Source organism: Pseudomonas sp. GW821-FHT01A09 (assembly GCF_058986725.1).
The window spans coordinates 204,798-225,054 of sequence record NZ_JBYSWB010000004.1 but is presented as its reverse complement, the minus strand read 5'-3'; the positions used below and the strand labels follow the sequence as shown (position 1 = coordinate 225,054).

The following is a 20,257-nucleotide window of genomic DNA, read 5'->3' as shown; positions in this document are numbered from 1 at the left end:
CCTCCAATGCGCATTCCGAGGCCGCCTTACCTGGCGAGAAGCCGAGGTGGAGAGCGAATAAGGAGCCTTTTGCGAGGTCGAGCGTCCGGGCGTAAGCCTGGCGGGAAGGCCCGAGTATAACAGAGCAATCTCTTTGCGCCGCTTTCCTACTGCTCAACGGCTGCACTTTTGTCAGAGAATTCCACGGACTTGGCGGATTTTGGTTCGGTCTGGCGGCTGCTGGTGGGCGCCGGGGCGGCGGCCGGCGCGATGTGGGCGTAGCGGGTGATCAGCTCGGCGTAGGCCGGCTCCTGCTTGAAGCGGCGCAGTTCGGCGGCGAAGCGCTGGACCAGCAGGTCCATCCCGGCGTTACGGCGTACCGCCAGGTACTGCGGATCACGGCTGACCATGATCGGCAGCTCCTCGACCTGATCCTGCAGGCCGAGCGCCTTGACGGCGTAGCGGCCAACGCGGCGATCGGTGATCACCATGTCGACGCGCCCCAGCAGCAATTTGCCGAAATTGGCCTCGAGGGTGGGTGCGGTCTCGCGCTCGAACAGCCGCGAATCACGAAATTCCTGACCGTAGATGAAGCCCGGGGATGTGCCGATCTTCAGGCCCCGCAGATCGTTCAGGCTGGCGAACAGATGGGGCCGCGCCTTAGCCTGGAACAGCACGAACTCGACCTGGGACAGCGGTTCGGAGGGGTACAGCAGCGTACTGTCGCGCTCGGTGGATTCGAAAATATCCAGCGCGCCATCGGCCTTGCCTTCATCGAGCATCATCAGGCAGCGGCGCCAGGGCAGGAATTGCCATTCCACATCGATGCCCAGGCGTTTGAACACCAGCGCGGTGATTTCGTAGTCGATGCCGGTGGGTTTGCCGTCCTGCAGATAGACGTAAGGTGCCCAGGGCTCGGTGACAATACGCAGGCTCTCGCCGTGGGCGCGAAGGCTCAGGCAAGTGATCAGCAGCGCAGACAGTAGGAGGGCGTATGCAGGCATGTCGTGGAGATTACGACGCGCGGCGGTCGATGGCTAGAGGCAAGCCGTTGAACGACAATGAATAAATAGGGGGTAGCGAGGAGGCTTGCCTCCGAAAAAAAGTGTCAGCCCCCTTGCTGTGGCTGACAGATCGCAATCGGGGGCAAGCCCCCTCGCTACAGGTATCCGGGCCTTTTTCAGCGCGGCAGCTTGAGGTTGTTCCACACCGCCAGGCTCGGCTCGGCCTGATTGAGGGTATAGAAGTGCAACCCCGGTGCGCCGCCTTGCAGCAGTTGCTCGCACATCTCGGTAATGACCTGCTCGCCGAATGCCTGGATGCTGCTGGCGTCGTCGCCGTAGGCTTCGAGTTGCTTGCGGATCCAGCGTGGGATTTCGGCACCGCAGGCGTCGGAGAAGCGCGCCAGCTTGCTGTAGTTGGTGATCGGCATGATGCCCGGCACGATCGGGATGCTCACGCCCAGCTTGCGCACGCGCTCGACGAAGTAGAAGTAGCTGTCGGCGTTGAAGAAGTACTGAGTGATCGCGCTGTCGGCGCCGGCATTGGCCTTGCGCACGAAGTTCTGCAGATCGTCCTCGAAGTTGCGCGCTTGCGGATGCATCTCCGGGTAGGCGGCGACTTCGATATGAAAATGCTCGGCGGTCTCGGCGCGAATGAACTCGACCAGGTCGTTGGCGTGACGCAGCTCGCCGCTGGCCATGCCCATGCCCGAAGGCAGGTCGCCCCGCAGCGCGACGATGCGCTTGATGCCGGCGTCCTGGTACTGGCTCAGCAGGCTGCGCAAGTCAGCCTTGCTGTCGCCCACGCACGACAGATGCGGCGCGGCCGGTACCTTCACTTCGTGCTCCAGTTGCAGCACGGTGTTCAAGGTACGATCGCGGGTGGAGCCCCCGGCACCGTAGGTGCAGGAGAAGAAGTCGGGGTTGTAGCTGGCCAGTTGACGGGCAACGGTCAGCAGTTTTTCGTGCCCAGCGTCGGTCTTGGTCGGGAAGAATTCGAAGCTGAAGCGGCGTTCCTGGGACATGATGACACCTATCTTGAAACTCGAAAGCCTGAAGGCGCTGCACGCCCCTGTGAGACCGGGCTCTGCCCGGGAAGCCGGTACCGCAGTACAAGTGGCCACCGCGGCGTGTTCTTCCCGGGCAGAGCCCGGTCCCACAGGGAGCCGGGCGCGCCTCGGTAGCATCAATCAGTAGCGGTAAGCGTGCGGCTTGAATGGGCCTTCGGCGTCGACGCCGATGTAGTCGGCCTGCTGCTTGGTCAGTTTGGTGACCACGCCGCCGAAGCCGCGAACCATTTCCAGGGCCACTTCTTCGTCGAGTTTCTTCGGCAGTACTTCAACGGTCAGACGCTCGGCTTTCTGCTCCGGGCTGAGGTCGGCGTACTTCTGGCCGAACAGGAAGATCTGCGCCAGCACCTGGTTGGCGAACGAACCGTCCATGATGCGGCTTGGGTGACCCGTGGCGTTGCCCAGGTTCACCAGGCGGCCTTCGGCCAGCAGGATCAGGTAGTCGTCGTTCTGGGCGTCGAACGCACCAGCACCGGTGCGGTGGATCTTGTGCACCTGCGGCTTGACCTCTTCCCATGCCCAGTTCTTGCGCATGAAGGCGGTGTCGATTTCGTTGTCGAAGTGACCGATGTTGCAGACCACGGCACGCTTTTTCAGGGCCTTGAGCATGTTCGAGTCGCAGACGTTGACGTTACCGGTGGTGGTGACGATCAGGTCGATCTTGCCCAGCAGGGCCTTGTCGATGCTGCTTTCGGAACCATCGTTGATACCGTCGATGAACGGCGACACCAGTTCGAAACCGTCCATGCAGGCTTGCATGGCGCAGATCGGGTCGACTTCGGTGACCTTGACGATCATGCCTTCCTGACGCAGCGACTGGGCCGAGCCCTTGCCCACGTCGCCGTAGCCGATCACCAGGGCTTGCTTGCCCGACAGCAGATGGTCGGTGCCGCGCTTGATGGCGTCGTTGAGGCTGTGGCGGCAACCGTATTTGTTGTCGTTCTTGCTCTTGGTCACCGAGTCGTTGACGTTGATGGCCGGGATTTTCAGCTCGCCCTTGGCCAGCATGTCCAGCAGACGGTGCACGCCGGTGGTGGTTTCTTCGGTCACGCCGTGGATTTTTTCCAGCATGGCCGGGTATTTGTGGTGCAGCAGTTCAGTCAGGTCGCCACCGTCGTCGAGGATCATGTTGGCGTCCCATGGCTGACCGTCCTTGAGGATGGTCTGCTCCAGGCACCACACGTACTCCTCTTCAGTTTCGCCCTTCCAGGCGAACACCGGGATACCGGCAGCGGCGATAGCGGCAGCGGCCTGATCCTGAGTGGAGAAAATGTTGCACGACGACCAGCGCACTTCGGCACCCAGGGCAACCAGGGTTTCGATCAGCACGGCGGTCTGAATGGTCATGTGGATGCAGCCAAGGATTTTCGCGCCGTTGAGTGGTTGCTCACCGGCATATTTGCGGCGCAGGCCCATCAGTGCTGGCATTTCCGATTCGGCGATGATGGTTTCACGACGGCCCCAGGCAGCGAGGGACATGTCGGCCACTTTGTAGTCGGAAAAATCTGCAGGCGTGATTACAGCGCTCATAAAGAGCCTCCATTCGTAGTGTGCGAATGGGCGCCGTTGTGCGTTTGTGCCGGCAAGTCCGGCGATCAACGCCCCATCCGAGCCTGACAGGATAGACCTGCTGCAGCGCCCCTCGGACAGGTGGCGGGAACGGCCCGGTTGAAGAGAGGGCCGTCGAAGTGAAGCGAGGGGGATTATATATGGGCGGGCAGTGCTTCCCAAGGGTTATGTGCAAATCCTGCCGGGTGGTGGGTCGCCTAGTCCTGTAGCGAGGGGGCTTGCCCCCGACTGGCGTGCCAATCCTCTCGCGATCTTTGAACCACCGGATCGGGGGCAAGCCCCCTCGCTACCCCGCGCTGTGGCAGCGCTGCCTAATCGACCCCATAGACAAACGCCATATAGAGTCACGCCGTCGTGTCTGCGATGATGGTCGCATCCCCGGTCGAACAGTCAGGAGCGAGCATGAATTTCCACACGCGCAAATGGGTCAAGCCCGAAGACCTCAACCCCAACGGCACGCTGTTCGGTGGCAGCCTGCTGCGCTGGATCGACGAAGAGGCGGCCATCTACGCTATCGTCCAGCTGGGCAATCAGCGGGTGGTGACCAAGTACATCTCGGAGATCAACTTCGTCAGCGCCTCGCGCCAGGGCGACATCATCGAGCTGGGGATCACCGCCACCGAGTTCGGCCGCACCTCCATCACCCTGACCTGCGAAGTGCGCAACAAGATCACCCGCAAGAGCATCCTCACGGTCGACAAACTGGTGTTCGTCAACCTCGGTGAAGACGGCCTGCCGGCGCCCCACGGGCGCACGCAAATTCGCTATATCAAGGATCAGTTCGAGCAGCCTGAGTAGCCGTTACCCTTGTAGCGAGGGGGCTTGCCCCCGATAGGCCGGCACTGACACAAAGCGGTGTCCCAATGCCGGCCTATCGGGAGCAAGCCCCCTCGCTACAGTGTCAATGCCCGGCGTTTTCCGATGCGGAGGCGCGTGTCACCGATTTCACCAGCGGCCCGATGGTCAAACCCTGCAGCAGGATCGACGACAGCACCACGATGTAGGTGATACTTAGCACCAGGTCACGTTCCGGACCCAGTGGCAGGGCCAGCGCCAGGGCGACCGACACCCCGCCGCGCAAACCACCCCAGGTCAGCACCCGGATGGTCCCGCGCGGCACCGTGCGCCAGCGCCGCAACAGGGCGATCGCCGGTGCCACGGTGAGCCAGCGCGACAGCAGAATGGCCACCGCCAACAGGCCCGCAGCGCTCAGGTGCAGCCACGAGAATGGCAACAGCAGCAACTCCATGCCGATCAGCGCAAACAGCAGCGCATTGAGAATATCGTCCAGCAGCTCCCAGAAACCGTCCATATAGCGGCGGGTCATGTCGTTCATCGCCAGGTTGCGCCCCAGATTGCCGATGATCAGGCCCGCCACCACCATGGCGATCGGCGCCGACACATGCAGCTCTGCGGACATCGCCGAGCCGCCGATCACCAGCGCCAGTGTGAGCATCACTTCAACCTGATACTGCTCGATGCTCTTGATCATGCGATACACCACATAACCGATCAGCCAGCCGAACAGCACGCCGCCCACGGCCTCGTGCACGAACAGCATGGCGGTGGCGCCCAAGGTCGGCGTCTCGCCCAATTGGGCGATGCCCAGCAGCACGGTGAACACCACTACGGCGGTGCCGTCGTTGAACAGCGACTCGCCGACAATGGTGGTCTTCAGCGGCTTGGAGGCGTTGGCCGTACGCAACACGCCGAGCACCGCGATCGGGTCCGTGGGCGAGATCAGCGCGCCGAACAGCAGGCAATAGAGAAAGCTCACATGCCAGCCGAACAGGCCGAAAATCCAGAATGCCAGGGTGCCGATCACGAAGGTGGCGATCAGTACGCCAAAGGTCGCCAGCAAACCGATCGGCCAGCGGTAGCTTTTCAGGTCGGCCAGGTTGACGTGCAGAGCACCGGCGAACAGCAGGAACGACAGCATCCAGTTCATCAGCAGATCCCCGAAGTCGATCTGGCCGATCAACGCCCGCACTTGATCTTCCAGGCCGGGAAAACCGAGAAAGCTCAGAACCTGCAGAATCAACGAAAACAGCATGGCAGTGACCATCACCCCGATGGTCGGGGGCAGGCCGATAAAGCGGAAATTCACGTACGTCAGGAGGGTGGTCAAACAGATAAACGCGGCGACAAGCTCAAGCATCAGACATCCTGTAGCAGTTGCATAAAAAATACATGAAAGCACATATGGCCGGCCTGCGCCGATCCTGTGGAGAAGGGGCTTGCTCCCGAGAGGCCGGCACTGGTTCACCTTGGGGTGTCAGCCGAGGCCTCTCGGGAGCAAGCGCCCTCTCCACCGAATCAGCCCGCGAGCGCCGACATCAGCTCAAGGCGCCGTCTCTGCCTGTGCAGCCCAATGCGGCTGGCGATAGATGAAATACGCCGCGGTCAGCAACGTCATCAATCCACTCGCGGCGCCCACCCAAGGCAGTTGCGCGAGATTGGCGCCACTGGCAACCACCGCCCCGCCGAGCCCGGCACCCAGCGCATTGCCGAGGTTGAAGGCGCTCTGGTTGAGGGTCGAGCCGAGGTTGGGCGCCTCCACCGCCTGGTCGATGATCAACAACTGCAGGATCGGGCACAGCGCGAATGCGGCCACACCCCACAGCACCAGCGATATCGCCGCTGGAATCACCGAGCGGCTGGTCTGGGTGAACATCACCATGACCACCACCACGGCAATCGCCATGGCGATCAGCGCCGGCAGCAACTTGGTGTCCGCCAGGCGCCCGCCCAGCAGACTGCCACCGGTGAGGCCGACGCCGAACAGCAGCAGCATGATGGTCACCGCATGGGGACCGATGCCGGTGACGTCCTGCAGGATCGGGGCGATGTAAGTGAACACGCTGAACAGGCTGGTGGAAGCCATCACGCTCATGGTCAGCGGCAGCAACACGTTGGGTTTGCCCAGCACCTTGAACTCGCTCATCAGGTTGCCGCGCTCCATGGTAATGAAGCGTGGCAGCCAGATGGCCTGGGCGATCAGCGCGATGATACCGATGGCCGATACCGCCCAGAAGGTCGCACGCCAGCCGGCGACCTGGCCCAGCGCCGTACCCAGCGGCACGCCGAGCACACTGGCGAGGGTCAGGCCGGTGAACATCAAGGCGATCGCCTGGGCCCGCTTGTTCGGCGCCACCAGGCCGGCGGCCACCACCGAGCCGATGCCGAAGAAGGCACCGTGGCAAAGCGCCGTGACTACCCGCGCCGCCATCAGCGAAATGTAATTGGGGGCGACGGCGCACAGCACGTTGCCGAGGATGAACATCCCGGTCATGCCCAGCAGGGTCGCCTTGCGCGGCATGTTGGCGGTGGCGACCGCCAGGATCGGCGCACCGAACACCACGCCCAGGGCATAGCCGGTAATCAACAGGCCGGCACTGGGAATGCTGACGCCCAGGTCGGCCGAGACTTGCGGAAGCAGCCCCATGATGACGAATTCCGTGGTGCCGATGCCGAATGCGGCGATGGCCAATGCATATAAAGCGAGTGGCATGCGGAGTGATCCCTATGGTTGATACGATCAGGCGTGCGCATGCCGACGGCCCGAACGGGCGAAGGACTTATTGGAATTGTTGCGAAGCGCTACTGAATATGACGGATTAAGGCCTAGTATATCGGGCCGATAAATGGGGGCGACCTCAGGAACGCCTCATCCGCTCACACGACAACAAGGAACTTTGCGTGCTCGCGACAACGCTGGTACTGATTGCCGCCGTCCTTCATGCGACATGGAACACCTTGGTCAAGTTCAGTGCCGAACGGGTGCTGGTGATTGCAAGCATGGACGCCGTGGCACTGGTCTGTGCGTTGCTGCTGATGCCCTTCGTGCATATCCCGCCTGCGCAAATCTGGCCCTGGATGCTGGCGTCGGCTGGTTTCGAATTGCTCTACCGCTATCTGTTGATCAAGGCCTACCGCGTCGGTGACCTGGGCCTGGTGTACCCGTTGATGCGTGGCCTGTCGCCGGTGGTGGTGCTGGGCTTGACCCTGCTGTTCGCCGCCGAGCCGCTGACGCATCGGCAGGTGATCGGTATTCTGCTGATCCCTTGTGGCATGGCGGCGTTGCTGTGGCAGGGCGGCGGTGGCGATCGCTTGCCGTGGAAGCTGCTGCCGGTGGTGGGGCTGATCGGCCTGAGCATCGGTTGTTATACGTGGCTCGATGGTCAGGCGCTGGCCCGCTGGGGCAACACTCTGGATTATCTCGGCTGGCTGACGCTGATCAGCGCCTGGCCGTTTCCGCTGTATGCCGTGGTGCGCCAGCGTTCGGCGTTTCGCCACTTCTGGCAAAGCCAATGGCGCCTGGGCGTAGCGGTAGGGGTGTGCGTACTGGCCAGTTACGCGCTGGTGCTGTGGGCAATGGCCTTGGGGTCGGTAGCCGAAGCGGCGGCGCTGCGTGAGGTCAGCGTGATACTGGTAGTACTGTTCGGCATGCGCTATCTGCGAGAACCTTTCGGCGGTCCGCGCCTCCTGGCCTGTGCCTTGGTGCTGGCGGGCATGCTGATAATGAAACTTTGATGATCAACTGAAGACAAGGAAATCCTGATGACTGTCGCCTTCTGGTGTGTATTGATTGCGATCCTACTGCCCATCGTCTGTTCGTCGATCGCCAAGTACGGGGGCGGCAAATTCAATCTCGGCAATAACCATGACCCGCGGGCCTTCCTCAATGGCCTGCAAGGTTTGCCCAAGCGCGCCCATGCCGCTCAGCTCAACAGCTTCGAAGCGATACCGGCATTCGCCGCGGCGGTGATCATTGCCGATATCGTCGGCAACGCCGCGCAAACCACCATGGATGTGCTGGCGGTGGCGTATATCACCAGTCGGCTGCTGTACATCATCTTCTATCTGGCGGATCTGCCGATGCTGCGGTCGCTGGTGTGGTTCGTGGGGTTGGGGATTGTGGTGAGCTTCTTTTTCGTGTCGATCTGATTGGTTGGCTGATTGCGCCGGCCTCTTCGCGGGCAAGCCTGGCTCCTACAGGTGCAGGCTGATCCTTAGTCGTGCACTTGTGGGAGCAAGGCTTGCCCGCGAACGGCCGCAAGCTCACCGCGGATTACTTGTCCAACTCGCTCATCGCATCCTGCAATTCCTTCTGCGATTCAGCCAGCTTGGCCTTGCGCTTGCCGATCTTGTCGGCATCGCCTTTCTGGGTCGCCTCGGCCAGATCCGCCTGACGCTCGCTCACCTCATGCTTGGCGTCGGCAATCTTCTTCTCCCGCTCCTGACGCAGCGATGCGTCAGTGCAGTGGGCATTCACTTCATCCAGCGCCTTTTGCAGACCCGCCTGCTGATGATTGTTGTCGTGCGCGCGGGCGTAGTCGATCTGAGTCTGCAGATTGGCCTTCTTGGCGGCGCAGCCCTTGAGTGCAGTGGCGTCGGCCGCGAGGGCAAGAGGCGTGAACAATCCACAGGCGGCAAGCAGTGCTACACAAGACAAGGTTTTCATCGTGAATCCTCGGGGGAAAGTGTTTCTATTGAAGACCAGGATCGGGCGGGCGTCTTTAGGACAAAACTGAAAATCACCGCTTCAGTGAAAACCGTCGACCTTCGCTTCAGCTAGCTGCATCGCCAGTCTCTGAACCTCTGGATGGTTGAAAAAATCCCCAAGCTGCTGCGCCCGCAAGGCGCCGATCCCGGGCACGGCCTGCCACTGTTGCGGGCTGTAGGCGACCAACTGTTGCCAGCGGCTGCCACTGACAGCTTCATCCATGGGACTTGGCAACGCCTTCACGGACGGCACGCCGAGCGCCATCAGCCATCGGCTGAACGGTTGCTCGCGAGCCTGGGCGAAGGCGTTGAGCAAACGCTCGCGGCTGGCGTCCTTGATACCGGGTATGTCCTGCAAACCCGCAGCATCCAGCGTCAGCCAGTCCAGCAGCCCCTCCACCTTGCCGTTGGTGATCAAGGTATCCCAGGCGCCAGGGCCAACGTGCGCCATCTTCAATCCCTGCTTGCCGCCGAGCCAGGTCAGCCGCGCTCGGAATTGCTGGGCGCAATCGACCGATGCGCGCCAGCAACTGAGCGGATGATAGTGCTGAGGATCAGGCGCGCTGACCGCCGCACGAGCCGGGCTGCGCCATACCACCCCGGCAAAGCGCGGAATGGTCAGCCCGGCCAGATCGACCGCGACCTGATCACCGGGCTGCACATCCTGGTGTTCCCAGCGTTGCAGCGAGGCCATGCTCACCCGGCGCACCTGGCGATCATCCAACTGCACCGCCTCCAGCTCCAACACCGGGGTGATCCGACCGGTGCGGCCGATGCTGAAGGTGACCTCCCGCACCCTGGCCAGCGCTTGCGCGACCGGATATTTCCACGCCGCAATCCAGAACGGCACCTTCGCCTCCCAGCGCTCGGCGGGTGGCCGCTGGCCCTGACGCAGAATCAGCCCGTCACTGGCGAAGGGCAGGGCGGCGGCGTGCCAGTGGTTGTACCAGCGCAAGGCATCGTCGAAGCGCTTGACCGGCTCGGTATAGGCTGAAGACTCCGGAAAACCCAGCGCCTTCAACCCCGCCAGCCGTTCAGGCAGTTGCGCCGGCCCCGCCGGCCAGTCCCACACGAACAACCCCACCACCGAGCCCTGCTCGGCGCTCAACACCTTGCGCGCCATCAGCCCCGCGACCTTGCCCCGGGCGTTGCTGCTGCCGGCTTTGGCCTGAACATGATCGTCCAGCCGCCAATACAACTCGCCCTGCAGCACCAGATCGATCGCCTGCGGCAGCGCTGCGGGGATCGCCGCGACGGACCTCGCCGGCCGTGTCCAGTCATGCCCATGGCTACCATCTCCCCGGCTGAGCACCTGATGCAGCTTGCCTGCGCGGTACTCCAGCGTCACCGCCACCCCATCGATCTTCGGTTGTGCCCACACATCCTCACGGCCCTTGAGCCAGCCCCGTACCGCCGCTTCGTTGGCGAGTTTGTCGACACCGGTATGGGGAATGGGATGCCTGATCGGCCCCTTTGCGGTGGCCAATGGAGATTTCTCCGGCCCACTGCTGGCCGGGAAGCACTGCAGCCAAGCGTTCAACTGCAGGCGAGATTGATCGTAGATCTCGTCGGCAACGGCGGAGTCGCCGAGACGGTGGTAGCGGTCGTCCCAATCGGCGAGGCGGGATTGGAGGGTACGGATTTCGCTGGTGGCGCGGGTGGCGGACCAGTCGGGGCAGGGGGCGGCTTGCGCCGTGGCCGTGGCGAACATCAGGCAAGCGGCAAGTCCGGTGCGTAACGGTGTCAACATGGAGGAGCTTCCTTGCTCGCGGGGTTGATGCCAAGCATACAAACAGTCGCGCCTTGCGTGCCTCGCCAGAGCGTTACGGTATTTTTCCGTGTACAGATCCGAGTCTTTTCATCCGGCAGAAAAAAGCCCCGACCAGCATCACGCCAGTCAGGGCTCCTTCAACAACCGCGCCGCTTACAACTTGGCAGCAGCCCGCAGCGCTTCAGCGCGATCGGTCTTCTCCCAGGTGAACGCGGTGAAGGTGTCGTCCCCCACGGTCATCTCTACCGGCGTACGGCCGAAGTGGCCATAAGCGGCAGTCGCCTGATACATCGGGTGCAGCAGATCCAGCATGGTGGTGATCGCGTATGGACGCAGGTCGAAGTGCTCGCGGACCAGTTGCACGATCTTGCTGTCGCTGATCTTGCCGGTGCCGAAGGTGTTGATCGAGATCGAGGTCGGCAGCGCCACGCCGATGGCGTAGGAGACCTGGATTTCGCAACGGTCGGCCAGGCCGGCGGCAACGATGTTCTTGGCCACGTAGCGACCGGCGTAGGCGGCCGAGCGGTCGACCTTGGATGGGTCTTTGCCGGAGAACGCGCCACCGCCGTGGCGGGCCATGCCGCCGTAGCTGTCGACGATGATCTTGCGGCCGGTCAGGCCGCAGTCGCCCACTGGGCCACCGATGATGAAGTTACCGGTCGGGTTGATGTGGAACTGGGTGTCCTTGTGCAGCAGTTCGGCCGGCAGCACGTGTTTGACGATCAGCTCCATCACGCCTTCGCGCAGGTCGGCGTAGGAAACGTCCGGGTTGTGCTGGGTCGACAGAACCACCGCATCGATACCCACGACCCGACCGCCTTCGTACTGGCAGGTGACCTGGGACTTGGCATCCGGGCGCAGCCACGGCAGCAGGCCGCTCTTGCGCGCTTCAGCCTGGCGCTCGACCAGGCGATGCGAGAAGCAGATCGGCGCGGGCATCAGTACGTCGGTTTCGTTGCTGGCGTAGCCGAACATCAGGCCCTGGTCGCCGGCGCCCTGGTCTTCAGGACGGCTGCGGTCAACGCCTTGGGCGATGTCGATGGACTGCTTGCCGATGATGTTCATCACCGCGCACGTGGCGCCGTCGAAGCCGACGTCGGAGCTGTTGTAGCCGATGCCGGTGATGACGTTGCGCACGATGTCTTCGAGGTCGACCCAGGCCGAAGTCGAGACTTCGCCGGCGATGATGGCGACGCCGGTCTTGACCATGGTTTCGCAGGCTACGCGGGCGAACTTGTCTTCAGCGATGATGGCGTCCAGTACCGCGTCGGAAATCTGGTCGGCGATTTTATCCGGATGTCCTTCAGACACGGACTCGGAGGTGAAAAGGGAGTATTCGCTCATCTGGACTATTTCCTGAATTTACCGATGGTGAGTGTCGCCAGCCGGTCGCTGAAAATGGCGGACCTGGATCTGGAAACCATTACGTAAGCCCACATAGAGGCTTTCCCCGGGCACAAGGCCCGCAGCGGTGGCCCAACGGGCCAGATCTTCCTGTTCAAACCCTAGCCAGAGATCACCGCAGGCCTCCCTGGCCCATCCCTGGTTGTGGCTGCACAACTCGGTTACCAGCAGGCTGCCGCCGGGTTTCACGTGCTCGCCCAGTTGCACGAGTGCGTGGGCGGGGTCGCTGAAATGGTGCAGCACCATGTTCAGCACCACGCAGTCGGCCGCAAGGGCCGGTGCGCTCAAGGCATCGGCCAGGCGCAGTTCTACGTTGTTCAGTCGTTCGCGGGTGCAGACCTCCCGGGCCAGATCGAGCATCTCGGCGCTGTTGTCCAGCGCGGTGACCTGGGCGAAGCGGCTGGCCAGTTCGGGCAAAAAGCCGCCATCGCCCGGGCCGACTTCCAGCGCGCTGGCACTCGGCGCGAAGTTGAGCTTGTCGAGCAGCGCCAGCAGGCTGTCGCGGTACTGCGGCAGGCCGGCGATGAGGTCTTGCTGGGCGCGGAAGTTCGCTTCCATGCGCGAGAAGAAGTTTTTGCTGGCTGTCGCCCGCTGGCGCTGGACCAGGGCCATGCGCGCCTGCACGTCGCTGGGCAGGTCAAGGTCGTCGACTTCGATCAGCAGCGCCGCATGGATGCGCCCACCGGTGGCCGCGAGGTCGGGCAGGGCGCGGCGGTAGAAGATCGCGTTGGCCTCGCGGCGTGTCGCCACCAGGTCGGCCTGGGCCAGGACCTTCAAGTGGTGGCTCATGCCCGACTGGCCAATGGCGAAGATCTGCGCCAGTTCGAGTACGCCGAAGGAGTCACAGGCCAGCGCGCGCAACACATTCAGCCGCAGAGGATCGTTGCCGGCTTTGCACAGGGCAGCCAGGTCATCGAAGGGCTCGGGGCCGATAGTGGGAATTTGTAGGCTCATGGGATCGCAGTCTAGAGTCGAGCCGCGTGGCTCGCAAGGGCAATATCAAAAAGTTTTGATATTGCGTGATCGGCGGTGCCAACGGCCGGACGCCGCGTAAATCCGCAAAAAATCCGCGGGAATCGTTATCTCCGATTGCCCCATGGGCTCCGCCTAGGGGAAAATGGCGCTCTTTTTCGTTCTTCCTTACAAGCCTTCAGGAGATCAGCGATGCCCAGCCGTCGTGAGCGTGCCAACGCCATTCGTGCCCTCAGCATGGATGCCGTGCAAAAAGCCAACAGCGGCCACCCCGGTGCGCCGATGGGGATGGCAGACATCGCCGAGGTCCTGTGGCGCGATTACCTCAAGCACAACCCCGCCAATCCGTCGTTCGCCGACCGTGACCGCTTCATCCTGTCCAACGGCCACGGCTCGATGCTCATCTATTCGTTGCTGCACCTGACCGGCTACGACCTGTCGATCGACGACTTGAAGAACTTCCGCCAATTGCACAGCCGCACCCCGGGCCACCCGGAATTCGGCTACACCCCGGGCGTCGAGACCACTACCGGCCCGCTGGGTCAGGGTCTGGCCAACGCCGTGGGCTTCGCCTTGGCCGAAAAGGTGCTGGGCGCGCAATTCAACCGTCCTGGCCACAGCGTCGTCGACCACCACACCTATGTGTTCCTGGGCGATGGCTGCATGATGGAAGGCATTTCCCATGAGGTCGCTTCCCTGGCCGGCACTCTGGGCCTGGGCAAGCTGATCGCCTTCTACGATGACAACGGTATCTCCATCGACGGCGAGGTCGAAGGCTGGTTCACCGACGATACCCCCAAGCGTTTCGAAGCCTACAACTGGCAGGTGATCCGCAACGTCGACGGCCACGATCCGGAAGAAATCAAGACCGCCATCGACACCGCACGCAAGAGCGAGCAGCCGACCCTGATATGCTGCAAGACCACCATCGGCTTCGGTTCGCCGAACAAGCAGGGCAAGGAAGACTGCCACGGCGCCCCGCTGGGTGATGCGGAAATCGCCCTGACCCGCGAAGCGCTGAAGTGGACCTACGGCCCATTCGAAATCCCGGCCGACATCTACGCCGAGTGGAACGCCAAGGAAAAAGGCCTGGCCGCCGAAGCCGAGTGGGACCAGCGTTTCGCTGCCTACTCCGCCGCATTCCCCGAGTTGGCCAACGAACTGGTGCGTCGTCTGGCCGGTGACCTGCCTGCCGACTTCGCGGAAAAATCCGCTGCCTACATCGCTGAAGTCGCGGCCAAGGGCGAGACCATCGCCAGCCGCAAAGCCAGCCAGAACACCCTCAACGCCTTCGGCCCATTGCTGCCGGAAATCCTCGGCGGCTCGGCTGACCTGGCCGGTTCCAACCTGACCCTGTGGAAAGGTTGCAAGGGTGTCTCGGCCGAAGACGCCAGCGGCAACTACATGTACTACGGCGTGCGTGAGTTCGGCATGAGCGCCATCATGAACGGCGTGTCTCTGCACGGCGGCCTGGTGCCTTACGGCGCGACCTTCCTGATGTTCATGGAATACGCCCGCAATGCCGTGCGCATGGCCGCGCTGATGAAAAAGCGGGTGATCCATGTCTACACCCACGACTCCATCGGCCTGGGCGAAGACGGCCCGACGCACCAGCCGGTCGAACAACTGACCAGCCTGCGGACCACGCCGAACCTGGACACCTGGCGCCCAGCCGACGCGGTGGAGTCCGCCGTGGCCTGGAAGCACGCCATCGAGCGCAAGGACGGCCCTTCGGCGCTGATCTTCTCTCGCCAGAACCTTCAGCATCAGGTGCGTACCGATGCGCAGATCGCCGACATCAGCCGTGGCGGCTATGTGCTCAAGGACTGCGACGGCGAGCCGGAGCTGATCCTGATCTCCACCGGTTCCGAAGTGGGCCTGACCGTTCAGGCGTACGACAAGCTGACCGAGCAAGGCCGCAAGGTGCGTGTGGTGTCGATGCCGTGCACCAGCGTGTTCGAAGCCCAGGACGCCGGCTACAAGCAAGCGGTGCTGCCGTTGCAGGTCAGTGCGCGGATCGCCATCGAAGCGGCCCATGCCGACTACTGGTACAAGTACGTGGGCCTGGAAGGTCGCGTGATCGGCATGACCACCTACGGTGAGTCGGCGCCGGCGCCAGCGTTGTTCGAAGAGTTCGGCTTTACCCTGGAGAACATCCTGGGCAACGCGGAAGAGCTGCTGGAAGACTGATCCTCTGCGGGGCTTGGCTTGTTGGCGATGGTGATCTTCAGATCGCTTCGCGGGCAAGCCTTGCTCCCACTGGGTTGGCAGATCGAGCGGCGCGCTCCTGCGGGAACAAGCTTTGCTCTTACTGGGTTGGCAGATCGAGCGGTGTACTCCTGTGGGAGCGAAGCTTGCTCGCGAAGAGGTCCTCCCAAACGACGCAATATCCTAGCTACCCCTCGAATTCACATACGAGCTCGACCATGCCTCAGCCACGCCCTTTCAAAGTTGCTCTCAACGGTTACGGTCGCATTGGCCGCTGTGTGTTGCGAGCGCTGTACGAACGCGGCAGCGAAGCGGGCTTCGAAGTCGTGGCCATCAACGATCTGGCCGACATGGCCAGCCTCGAATACCTGACGCGCTTCGACTCCACCCACGGGCGTTTTCCCGGCAAGGTGGCGATCGATGGCGATTGTGTGCAAATCAACGGCGATCGCATCCAGGTGATGCGCAGCGCGACCCCGGAAGGCATCGACTGGCGCGCCCTGGGCATCGATCTGGTGCTCGAGTGCTCCGGCGCCTACCACACCCGCGAAGACGGCGAGCGCTTCCTTGAAGCTGGCGCGCCGCGGGTGCTGTTTTCCCAGCCTATGGCCAGTGAAGCCGACGTCGACGCCACCATAGTGTTCGGCGTCAATCAGGCCTGCCTGACCGGCAGCGAACGCCTGGTGAGCAACGCTTCCTGCACCACCAACTGCGGTGTGCCGCTGCTTCGCCTGCTGGATCAGGCCCTGGGGCTGGAGTACGTCTCCATCACTACCATCCACTCGGCCATGAACGACCAGCCGGTGATCGACGCCTATCACCACGAGGATCTGCGCCGTACCCGCTCGGCATTTCAGTCGGTGATTCCGGTGTCCACCGGCCTGGCGCGCGGTATCGAACGTCTGCTTCCGGAACTTGCCGGCCGAATTCAGGCCAAAGCAGTGCGCGTGCCGACGGTCAACGTGTCTTGCCTGGATATCACCTTGCAGACCGCTCGGGACACTGACGCCGTGGAGGTCAACCGGATCCTGCGCGAGGCCGCCACCAGCGGCCCGCTGCACGGCCTGCTGGCCTACACTGAGCTGCCCCACGCCAGTTGTGATTTCAACCATGATCCGCACTCGGCCATCGTCGATGCCAGCCAGACCCGCGTGTCCGGCCCTCGGTTGGTCAACCTGCTGGCCTGGTTCGACAACGAATGGGGTTTCGCCAATCGCATGCTCGACGTCGCAGAGCACTATCTGCACGTCATAAACCAACAATCTCCAAAGGCATGAAGGACTGACTCAATGACCGTGTTGAAGATGAGCGACCTCGATCTCAAGGGTAAGCGCGTACTGATCCGCGAAGACCTCAACGTGCCCGTCAAGGACGGCAAGGTCACCAGCGATGCGCGGATCGTCGCATCGCTGCCGACCATCAAGCTGGCCCTGGAAAAAGGCGCCGCGGTGATGGTCTGCTCGCACTTGGGGCGCCCTGTCGAAGGTGAGTTCTCTGCCGAGAACAGCCTCAAGCCGGTAGCGGACTACCTGAGCGAGGCGCTGGGCCGTGACGTGCCGCTGGTGGCCGACTATCTGGGCGGCGTCGAGGTCAAGCCCGGCGACGTGGTGCTGTTCGAGAACGTGCGCTTCAACAAAGGCGAGAAAAAGAACGCCGATGACCTGGCCCAGCAATACGCCGCTCTGTGCGACGTGTTCGTGATGGACGCCTTCGGGACTGCTCACCGCGCCGAGGGCTCAACCCATGGCGTGGCCAAGTTCGCCAAGGTTGCCGCCGCAGGCCCGCTGCTGGCGGCCGAGCTGGAAGCGCTGGGCAAGGCGCTGGGCGCGCCGGCCAAGCCGATGGCGGCCATCGTCGCGGGCTCGAAAGTGTCGACCAAGCTCGACGTACTCAACAGCCTGAGCACTATCTGCGACCAATTGATCGTCGGCGGCGGCATCGCCAACACCTTCCTCGCTGCAGCGGGTCACAAGGTCGGCAAGTCGTTGTACGAGCCGGATCTGCTCGACACCGCGCGCGCCATCGCCGCCAAAGTCAGCGTGCCATTGCCGGTGGACGTGGTCGTCGCCAAGCAATTCGCCGAAACCGCCGAGGCTACCGTCAAGGACATCGCCGATGTGGCTGACGATGACATGATTCTGGATATCGGGCCGAAAACGGCGGAGAACTTCGCCCAACTGCTGAAAACTTCGAGAACCATCCTGTGGAACGGCCCGGTCGGCGTGTTCGAGTTCGATCAGTTCGGCAACGGCACCAAGGTGCTGGCCAAGGCCATCGCCGAGAGCTCGGCCTTTTCCATCGCCGGCGGTGGCGACACCTTGGCGGCGATCGACAAGTACGGCATCGGCAGTGATATTTCCTACATCTCCACTGGCGGTGGCGCGTTCCTCGAGTTCGTCGAGGGCAAGGTCCTGCCAGCGGTGGAAATGCTCGAACAGCGCGCCAAGTCCTGACTGACATGAACAGTGGACCAGGGAATCTCCCGATGTTCAAAAGCCTGCCGGCGGCGCTGCTGATCGCCCTGCTGGCGGGTTGCTCCAGTACGCCGGCGGACCAGGCGGTAACGCCCGCGAAGGCCGAAGTGGCCAAACCCAACGGCGGCTGCGCGCAGTCCGACTGGCAGGCGCAGACCGCTCCGGTGATCAGCAAGCGCCAAGGCAACGAGGCGCTGGAAAAGTACAACAGCGAAGAGCCCGGTAACGGTTGCCACTAGGCAACCACTGACCCGGAATACGGTCCTACCCTACAGGTACCGATATTCGCGCGGATGCTGTTGTAGCGAGGGGGCTTGCCCCCGATGGGTTCTGTCGGTTGCATTGATGTCGTGCGCAGAGTTATCGGGGGCAAGCCCCCTCGCTACAGGTCTGCCGGGCTCGGCTTTGGATCAGGGATGGGCTGGAGGCAATTGCGATGAAGACGTCGACGGGTGTGCTGGCGAGCGGTGTGTTTTTGGCTGTACTGATGGTGACCGGATGTTCCGGGCCGAATGGCGCGAAAAGTGCGTGTGAAGTCTTCAGTCCGGCGACGGTCACGGTTCCGACCTCGCAAAACGATCAGCGCGTGGCGACCAATGCCACGGGTGTCCAGAGCGAAGCCGGCGGCCGGGAGCAGAACTGTAACTAGGTGCCACCGGTCGGTGGCGGCCAGCGAGGAGAGGCAATGAAAGGATCGATCGCCCCGGCGATGTGTGCAGTGCTGGGGATGACCCTGCTGGCCGGTTGCAGCACGTGGTGGCCGTCATGGCCGTCGTCTGCGGCGGTATCCGAACCGGCTCCGACGCGCTGGGTCTGTGACAGCCAGGTCGAAGTGTTCTGGCGGTACACCGATGCGGCGCGCGGTAAGGTCGATGTGCGTCTGGGAGGCAAAGACCAGGTCTATCACCTGTCAACCGAGCCCGGCGCCGATGGCCAGATGTTCAGCGATGGCGTGCTGGCGTTCAACGTCAATGACGATCAGGGCCTGGTGTACTGGGTCGCTACCAATGATCTGATTGGCCGAGGCTGCAAGGCGCCCTGAAGCAAGCTCCGTGAAAATCGGGTCTCACCGGTCAAGTGCCGCGCGGTGACCGCACGGTGTTAACCGCAACACTGCAATGCCAATATTGAACAGCGGCCGCCAATACGGCAGGCTTGCACGATTAACGACCCTGGATCGGGAGATACAAATACAATGGCACTCATCAGCATGCGCCAGATGCTGGACCACGCAGCCGAGTTCGGCTACGGAGTCCCCGCTTTCAACGTCAACAACCTTGAACAGATGCGCGCAATCATGGAAGCCGCGGACAAGACCGATTCGCCGGTTATCGTTCAAGCCTCGGCGGGTGCACGCAAGTACGCGGGTGCTCCGTTTCTGCGCCATTTGATTCTCGCCGCGATCGAGGAATTCCCGCACATCCCGGTGTGCATGCACCAGGACCACGGCACCAGCCCCGACATCTGCCAGCGTTCGATCCAGCTGGGTTTCAGTTCGGTGATGATGGACGGCTCCCTGGGCGTCGACGGCAAGACCCCGACCGACTACGAATACAACGTGCGCGTGACCTCGCAGACCGTCTCCTTCGCCCACGCCTGTGGCGTGTCGGTAGAAGGCGAGCTGGGCTGCCTGGGTTCGCTGGAAACCGGTCAGGCTGGTGAAGAAGACGGCGTTGGCGCCGAGGGCATCCTCGACCACAGCCAGATGCTGACCGACCCTGAAGAAGCGGCCGATTTCGTCAAGAAGACGCAGGTCGATGCCCTGGCCATCGCCATCGGTACCAGCCACGGCGCCTACAAGTTCACCAAGCCGCCTACCGGTGACATCCTGGCGATCGACCGCATCAAGGAAATCCACAAGCGCATCCCCAATACCCACCTGGTGATGCACGGTTCGTCCTCGGTACCTCAGGACTGGCTGGCGATCATCAACGAGTACGGTGGTCAGATCAAAGAGACCTACGGCGTGCCGGTCGAAGAAATCGTCGAAGGCATCAAGTACGGTGTGCGCAAGGTCAACATCGATACCGACCTGCGTCTGGCCTCCACCGGTGCGATCCGCCGCTTCATGGCGCAAAACCCGAGCGAGTTCGACCCGCGCAAATACTTCTCTGAAACCGTGAAGGCCATGCGTGACGTGTGTATCGCTCGTTACGAAGCCTTCGGCACCGCAGGCAACGCTTCCAAGATCAAGCCGATCTCTCTGGAAGGCATGTTCCAGCGTTATGTCTCGGGTGAATTGGCCGCCAAGGTCAACTGATTCCTGCAGGCCTAAAAAAACCCCGCGAAGTGCGGGGTTTTTTA

General features: G+C 62.6%; 19 protein-coding genes and 1 riboswitch. Of the genes, 10 read left to right on the top strand and 9 right to left on the bottom strand.

What is annotated here, in order from left to right; genetic code table 11:
• Nucleotides 1–146: 146 nt before the first annotated feature.
• The 3 genes from AC3WJP_RS07145 to ahcY all read right to left on the bottom strand — a co-directional run bounded on the left by AC3WJP_RS07145 (nucleotide 147) and on the right by ahcY (nucleotide 3,580).
• Complete coding sequence (locus AC3WJP_RS07145) at nucleotides 147–983, bottom strand: substrate-binding periplasmic protein (RefSeq protein WP_493720466.1); 837 nt, start codon at nucleotides 981–983, stop codon at nucleotides 147–149.
• A 176-nt stretch (nucleotides 984–1,159) separates the two neighbouring features.
• Complete coding sequence (gene metF / locus AC3WJP_RS07140) at nucleotides 1,160–2,005, bottom strand: methylenetetrahydrofolate reductase [NAD(P)H] (protein WP_493720467.1); 846 nt, start codon at nucleotides 2,003–2,005, stop codon at nucleotides 1,160–1,162.
• A 165-nt stretch (nucleotides 2,006–2,170) separates the two neighbouring features.
• The gene (gene ahcY / locus AC3WJP_RS07135) at nucleotides 2,171–3,580 is read right to left on the bottom strand and encodes an adenosylhomocysteinase (RefSeq protein ID WP_493720468.1); all 1,410 of its coding nucleotides are present in this window, start codon (nucleotides 3,578–3,580) and stop codon (nucleotides 2,171–2,173) included.
• Between the two features lie 21 nt (nucleotides 3,581–3,601).
• Nucleotides 3,602–3,700, bottom strand: a riboswitch (S-adenosyl-L-homocysteine riboswitch).
• Nucleotides 3,701–4,021: 321 nt separating this feature from the next.
• Between ahcY and AC3WJP_RS07130 the strand changes: the two genes are divergently transcribed.
• Entirely contained in the window at nucleotides 4,022–4,417 is a 396-nt protein-coding gene (locus AC3WJP_RS07130; protein ID WP_493720469.1) for an acyl-CoA thioesterase, read from the top strand.
• Nucleotides 4,418–4,520: 103 nt separating this feature from the next.
• On the opposite strand, the gene AC3WJP_RS07125 is transcribed toward AC3WJP_RS07130, so the two are convergent.
• Together AC3WJP_RS07125 and AC3WJP_RS07120 are read right to left on the bottom strand one after the other, a co-directional pair.
• Complete coding sequence (locus tag AC3WJP_RS07125) at nucleotides 4,521–5,777, bottom strand: cation:proton antiporter (protein WP_493720470.1); 1,257 nt, start codon at nucleotides 5,775–5,777, stop codon at nucleotides 4,521–4,523.
• Between the two features lie 183 nt (nucleotides 5,778–5,960).
• Nucleotides 5,961–7,130, bottom strand: coding sequence for an MFS transporter (locus tag AC3WJP_RS07120; RefSeq protein WP_493720471.1), 1,170 nt, complete (start codon nucleotides 7,128–7,130; stop codon nucleotides 5,961–5,963).
• 188 nt (nucleotides 7,131–7,318) lie between these two features.
• On the opposite strand from AC3WJP_RS07120, the gene AC3WJP_RS07115 reads away from it, so the two are divergent.
• The gene (locus tag AC3WJP_RS07115) at nucleotides 7,319–8,152 is read left to right on the top strand and encodes an EamA family transporter (protein WP_493720472.1); all 834 of its coding nucleotides are present in this window, start codon (nucleotides 7,319–7,321) and stop codon (nucleotides 8,150–8,152) included.
• A 27-nt stretch (nucleotides 8,153–8,179) separates the two neighbouring features.
• Entirely contained in the window at nucleotides 8,180–8,566 is a 387-nt protein-coding gene (locus AC3WJP_RS07110) for an MAPEG family protein (protein WP_493720473.1), read from the top strand.
• 124 nt (nucleotides 8,567–8,690) lie between these two features.
• Here the strand turns inward: AC3WJP_RS07110 and AC3WJP_RS07105 are convergent, their stop codons facing one another.
• The 4 genes from AC3WJP_RS07105 to AC3WJP_RS07090 all read right to left on the bottom strand — a co-directional run bounded on the left by AC3WJP_RS07105 (nucleotide 8,691) and on the right by AC3WJP_RS07090 (nucleotide 13,253).
• Entirely contained in the window at nucleotides 8,691–9,083 is a 393-nt protein-coding gene (locus AC3WJP_RS07105) for a DUF1090 domain-containing protein (RefSeq protein WP_493720474.1), read from the bottom strand.
• Nucleotides 9,084–9,164: 81 nt separating this feature from the next.
• Nucleotides 9,165–10,874, bottom strand: coding sequence for an NAD-dependent DNA ligase LigB (ligB, locus tag AC3WJP_RS07100; RefSeq protein WP_493720475.1), 1,710 nt, complete (start codon nucleotides 10,872–10,874; stop codon nucleotides 9,165–9,167).
• Nucleotides 10,875–11,048: 174 nt separating this feature from the next.
• Entirely contained in the window at nucleotides 11,049–12,239 is a 1,191-nt protein-coding gene (gene metK, locus AC3WJP_RS07095) for a methionine adenosyltransferase (protein ID WP_493720476.1), read from the bottom strand.
• 18 nt (nucleotides 12,240–12,257) lie between these two features.
• Nucleotides 12,258–13,253, bottom strand: a complete 996-nt coding sequence (locus tag AC3WJP_RS07090; RefSeq protein WP_493720477.1) for an ArsR/SmtB family transcription factor — start codon at nucleotides 13,251–13,253, stop codon at nucleotides 12,258–12,260.
• A gap of 210 nt (nucleotides 13,254–13,463) precedes the next feature.
• On the opposite strand from AC3WJP_RS07090, the gene tkt reads away from it, so the two are divergent.
• The 7 genes from tkt (at nucleotide 13,464) to fba (ending at nucleotide 20,213) form a co-directional block, all read left to right on the top strand.
• Nucleotides 13,464–15,461, top strand: a complete 1,998-nt coding sequence (gene tkt / locus AC3WJP_RS07085) for a transketolase (RefSeq protein WP_493720478.1) — start codon at nucleotides 13,464–13,466, stop codon at nucleotides 15,459–15,461.
• A 236-nt stretch (nucleotides 15,462–15,697) separates the two neighbouring features.
• On the top strand, nucleotides 15,698–16,756 hold the full coding sequence (gene epd / locus AC3WJP_RS07080; RefSeq protein WP_493720479.1) for an erythrose-4-phosphate dehydrogenase: 1,059 nt from the start codon (nucleotides 15,698–15,700) through the stop codon (nucleotides 16,754–16,756).
• Nucleotides 16,757–16,768: 12 nt separating this feature from the next.
• Nucleotides 16,769–17,932, top strand: a complete 1,164-nt coding sequence (locus AC3WJP_RS07075; RefSeq protein ID WP_493720480.1) for a phosphoglycerate kinase — start codon at nucleotides 16,769–16,771, stop codon at nucleotides 17,930–17,932.
• Nucleotides 17,933–17,964: 32 nt separating this feature from the next.
• Nucleotides 17,965–18,192, top strand: coding sequence for a hypothetical protein (locus AC3WJP_RS07070; RefSeq protein WP_493720481.1), 228 nt, complete (start codon nucleotides 17,965–17,967; stop codon nucleotides 18,190–18,192).
• A gap of 197 nt (nucleotides 18,193–18,389) precedes the next feature.
• On the top strand, nucleotides 18,390–18,602 hold the full coding sequence (locus AC3WJP_RS07065) for a hypothetical protein (protein WP_493720482.1): 213 nt from the start codon (nucleotides 18,390–18,392) through the stop codon (nucleotides 18,600–18,602).
• 36 nt (nucleotides 18,603–18,638) lie between these two features.
• Entirely contained in the window at nucleotides 18,639–18,995 is a 357-nt protein-coding gene (locus AC3WJP_RS07060; protein WP_493720483.1) for an MliC family protein, read from the top strand.
• A gap of 153 nt (nucleotides 18,996–19,148) precedes the next feature.
• Nucleotides 19,149–20,213 carry a class II fructose-bisphosphate aldolase gene (gene fba / locus AC3WJP_RS07055; RefSeq protein ID WP_493720484.1) on the top strand — a complete coding sequence of 355 codons (1,065 nt, stop codon included), beginning with the start codon at nucleotides 19,149–19,151 and terminating at the stop codon, nucleotides 20,211–20,213.
• The last annotated feature ends 44 nt before the right edge of the window (nucleotides 20,214–20,257 follow it).

Excerpts from the sequence above, each read along its gene's own strand:
- AC3WJP_RS07145 (WP_493720466.1), bottom strand. The coding sequence starts at position 983 with ATGCCTGCATACGCCCTCCTACTGTCTGCGCTGCTGATCACTTGCCTG.
- metF (WP_493720467.1), bottom strand. The coding sequence starts at position 2,005 with ATGTCCCAGGAACGCCGCTTCAGCTTCGAATTCTTCCCGACCAAGACC.
- ahcY (WP_493720468.1), bottom strand. The coding sequence starts at position 3,580 with ATGAGCGCTGTAATCACGCCTGCAGATTTTTCCGACTACAAAGTGGCC.
- AC3WJP_RS07130 (WP_493720469.1), top strand. The coding sequence starts at position 4,022 with ATGAATTTCCACACGCGCAAATGGGTCAAGCCCGAAGACCTCAACCCC.
- AC3WJP_RS07125 (WP_493720470.1), bottom strand. The coding sequence starts at position 5,777 with ATGCTTGAGCTTGTCGCCGCGTTTATCTGTTTGACCACCCTCCTGACG.
- AC3WJP_RS07120 (WP_493720471.1), bottom strand. The coding sequence starts at position 7,130 with ATGCCACTCGCTTTATATGCATTGGCCATCGCCGCATTCGGCATCGGC.
- AC3WJP_RS07110 (WP_493720473.1), top strand. The coding sequence starts at position 8,180 with ATGACTGTCGCCTTCTGGTGTGTATTGATTGCGATCCTACTGCCCATC.
- AC3WJP_RS07105 (WP_493720474.1), bottom strand. The coding sequence starts at position 9,083 with ATGAAAACCTTGTCTTGTGTAGCACTGCTTGCCGCCTGTGGATTGTTC.
- ligB (WP_493720475.1), bottom strand. The coding sequence starts at position 10,874 with ATGTTGACACCGTTACGCACCGGACTTGCCGCTTGCCTGATGTTCGCC.
- metK (WP_493720476.1), bottom strand. The coding sequence starts at position 12,239 with ATGAGCGAATACTCCCTTTTCACCTCCGAGTCCGTGTCTGAAGGACAT.
- AC3WJP_RS07090 (WP_493720477.1), bottom strand. The coding sequence starts at position 13,253 with ATGAGCCTACAAATTCCCACTATCGGCCCCGAGCCCTTCGATGACCTG.
- tkt (WP_493720478.1), top strand. The coding sequence starts at position 13,464 with ATGCCCAGCCGTCGTGAGCGTGCCAACGCCATTCGTGCCCTCAGCATG.
- epd (WP_493720479.1), top strand. The coding sequence starts at position 15,698 with ATGCCTCAGCCACGCCCTTTCAAAGTTGCTCTCAACGGTTACGGTCGC.
- AC3WJP_RS07075 (WP_493720480.1), top strand. The coding sequence starts at position 16,769 with ATGACCGTGTTGAAGATGAGCGACCTCGATCTCAAGGGTAAGCGCGTA.
- AC3WJP_RS07070 (WP_493720481.1), top strand. The coding sequence starts at position 17,965 with ATGTTCAAAAGCCTGCCGGCGGCGCTGCTGATCGCCCTGCTGGCGGGT.
- AC3WJP_RS07065 (WP_493720482.1), top strand. The coding sequence starts at position 18,390 with ATGAAGACGTCGACGGGTGTGCTGGCGAGCGGTGTGTTTTTGGCTGTA.
- AC3WJP_RS07060 (WP_493720483.1), top strand. The coding sequence starts at position 18,639 with ATGAAAGGATCGATCGCCCCGGCGATGTGTGCAGTGCTGGGGATGACC.
- fba (WP_493720484.1), top strand. The coding sequence starts at position 19,149 with ATGGCACTCATCAGCATGCGCCAGATGCTGGACCACGCAGCCGAGTTC.